This is a genomic window from Cupriavidus sp. BIS7, assembly GCF_000292345.1.
Lineage (GTDB): Bacteria > Pseudomonadota > Gammaproteobacteria > Burkholderiales > Burkholderiaceae > Cupriavidus.
Genome location: NZ_ALOU01000081.1, coordinates 1 through 3,337, shown reverse-complemented (window position 1 = coordinate 3,337; position 3,337 = coordinate 1). Strand labels below are relative to the sequence as shown.

The 3,337-nt window shown below is 52.9% G+C and carries 2 rRNA genes; both read right to left on the bottom strand.

Annotation, left to right across the window (positions count from 1 at the left end):
• Positions 1-24: 24 nt before the first annotated feature.
• A 5S ribosomal RNA gene (gene rrf / locus B552_RS0124365) occupies positions 25-138 on the bottom strand.
• Positions 139-257: 119 nt separating this feature from the next.
• Positions 258-3,136, bottom strand: a 23S ribosomal RNA gene (locus B552_RS0124360).
• Between the last annotated feature and the right edge of the window lie 201 nt (positions 3,137-3,337).

The following is a 3,337-nucleotide window of genomic DNA, read 5'->3' as shown; positions in this document are numbered from 1 at the left end:
GGGCTGGGGGTTTTGGGGATAAGAGCCTGGCGATGACCTACTTTCACACGGGTAGTCCGCACTATCATCGGCGCGAAGTCGTTTCACGGTCCTGTTCGGGATGGGAAGGGGTGGTTCCAACTTGCTATGGTCACCAGGCATGAGGGGTAGCCGGGCTGACGCGCTGCGTCAACCTGGCAAATCGGGGTGTAGTAAAGATTGGGTTGTGCTGTATGCCAAGTGGCACAGCGGAACACCAGGTAAAACACACTGGTTATAGGATCAAGCCTTACGGGCAATTAGTACTGGTTAGCTTAACGCATTACTGCGCTTCCACACCCAGCCTATCAACGTCCTGGTCTCGAACGACCCTTCAAGGAGGTCAAGCCTCCAGGGAATCCTCATCTTCAGGCGAGTTTCCCGCTTAGATGCTTTCAGCGGTTATCTCTTCCGTACATAGCTACCCTGCGATGCCTCTGGCGAGACAACAGGTACACCAGCGGTACGTCCACTCCGGTCCTCTCGTACTAGGAGCAGCCCCCGTCAAGATTCCAACGCCCACGGCAGATAGGGACCAAACTGTCTCACGACGTTTTAAACCCAGCTCACGTACCTCTTTAAATGGCGAACAGCCATACCCTTGGGACCGGCTACAGCCCCAGGATGAGATGAGCCGACATCGAGGTGCCAAACACCGCCGTCGATATGAACTCTTGGGCGGTATCAGCCTGTTATCCCCAGAGTACCTTTTATCCGTTGAGCGATGGCCCTTCCATTCAGAACCACCGGATCACTATGTCCTGCTTTCGCACCTGCTCGACTTGTCGGTCTCGCAGTTAAGCACGCTTTTGCCATTGCACTTTAGGTACGATGTCCGACCGTACCAAGCGTACCTTCGAACTCCTCCGTTACACTTTGGGAGGAGACCGCCCCAGTCAAACTGCCTACCATGCACTGTCCCCGACCCGGATTCACGGGCCAAGGTTAGAACCTCAAACAAACCAGGGTGGTATTTCAAGGACGGCTCCACGTGAACTAGCGTCCACGCTTCAAAGCCTCCCACCTATCCTACACAGATCGGTTCAAAGTCCAATGCAAAGCTACAGTAAAGGTTCATGGGGTCTTTCCGTCTAGCCGCGGGGAGATTGCATCATCACAAACACTTCAACTTCGCTGAGTCTCGGGAGGAGACAGTGTGGCCATCGTTACGCCATTCGTGCAGGTCGGAACTTACCCGACAAGGAATTTCGCTACCTTAGGACCGTTATAGTTACGGCCGCCGTTTACCGGGACTTCAATCAAGAGCTTGCACCCCATCATTTAATCTTCCGGCACCGGGCAGGCGTCACACCCTATACGTCCACTTTCGTGTTTGCAGAGTGCTGTGTTTTTATTAAACAGTCGCAGCCACCATTTTATTGCAACCCCTTCACCCTTCTGGCGCAGGCCAGTCAAGCTACCAGGGCGTACCTTATCCCGAAGTTACGGTACCAATTTGCCGAGTTCCTTCTCCCGAGTTCTCTCAAGCGCCTTAGAATACTCATCTCGCCCACCTGTGTCGGTTTGCGGTACGGTCTCGTATGACTGAAGCTTAGAGGCTTTTCTTGGAACCACTTCCAATTGCTTCGCAGCACTAGGCCGCTCGCCCCACACTCTTGAATTCCGCGCCCGGATTTGCCTAAGCGCCTTCTCCAATGCAGGGACCGGGACTTCCAACACCCGGACAACCTTCCGCGATCCGTCCCCCCATCGCATCATACGACGGTGCAGGAATATTAACCTGCTTCCCATCAGCTACGCATCTCTGCCTCGCCTTAGGGGCCGACTCACCCTACGCCGATGAACGTTGCGTAGGAAACCTTGGGCTTACGGCGAGGGGGCCTTTCACCCCCTTTATCGCTACTCATGTCAGCATTCGCACTTCTGATACCTCCAGCATCCTTTACAAGACACCTTCACAGGCTTACAGAACGCTCTCCTACCACGCACTTGCGTGCGTCCGCAGCTTCGGTATATAGCTTAGCCCCGTTACATCTTCCGCGCAGGACGACTCGATCAGTGAGCTATTACGCTTTCTTTAAAGGGTGGCTGCTTCTAAGCCAACCTCCTGACTGTTTTAGCCTTCCCACTTCGTTTCCCACTTAGCTATATTTGGGGACCTTAGCTGGCGGTCTGGGTTGTTTCCCTCTTGACACCGGACGTTAGCACCCGATGTCTGTCTCCCGTGATTGCACTCTTCGGTATTCGGAGTTTGCTATGGCGGGGTAATCAGCAATAGACCCCCCAACCATGACAGTGCTCTACCCCCGAAGGTGAGACACGAGGCACTACCTAAATAGTTTTCGGAGAGAACCAGCTATTTCCAGATTTGTTTAGCCTTTCACCCCTATCCACAGCTCATCCCCTAACTTTTCAACGTTAGTGGGTTCGGTCCTCCAGTACGTGTTACCGCACCTTCAACCTGGCCATGGATAGATCATCTGGTTTCGGGTCTACACCCAGCGACTCAACGCCCTATTCGGACTCGCTTTCGCTACGCCTTCCCTAATCGGTTAAGCTTGCCACTGAATGTAAGTCGCTGACCCATTATACAAAAGGTACGCCGTCACCCGTTGCCAGGCTCCGACTGTTTGTATGCATGCGGTTTCAGGATCTATTTCACTCCCCTCCCGGGGTTCTTTTCGCCTTTCCCTCACGGTACTGGTTCACTATCGGTCGATTACGAGTATTTAGCCTTGGAGGATGGTCCCCCCATCTTCAGACAGGATTTCACGTGTCCCGCCCTACTTGTCGTACACCTAGTTCCACAAAACTGTTTTCGCATACAGGGCTATCACCTGCTATGGCCGGGCTTTCCATCCCGTTCTGCTAACAATTCTGCTAAAGAGTACAAGGCTCTTCCCATTTCGTTCGCCACTACTTTGGGAATCTCGGTTGATTTCTGTTCCTGCAGCTACTTAGATGTTTCAGTTCGCCGCGTTCGCTTCCCTGACCTATGTATTCAGTCAGGGATGACCCATTCGGGCCGGGTTTCCCCATTCGGACATCTCCGGATCAAAGCTCGTTTGCCAGCTCCCCGAAGCTTTTCGCAGGCTACCGCGTCCTTCATCGCCTGTAATCGCCAAGGCATCCACCACATGCACTTGTTCGCTTGACCCTATAACGAGTGTGTCTCACAACACACCTGTCACAGGTCTGAGTTCTCGCGTTTGTGCCGTATTCCAAGTCATCTTTCGATCACTTAAATACATTTTGGTTGATACAATCACAACCCGGTATCACGTTAAACTACATGAGCGTCTCATCAACGCTCCGTGACACCTTTACTACATCCCATATTGTTAAAGAACAGCCGAGC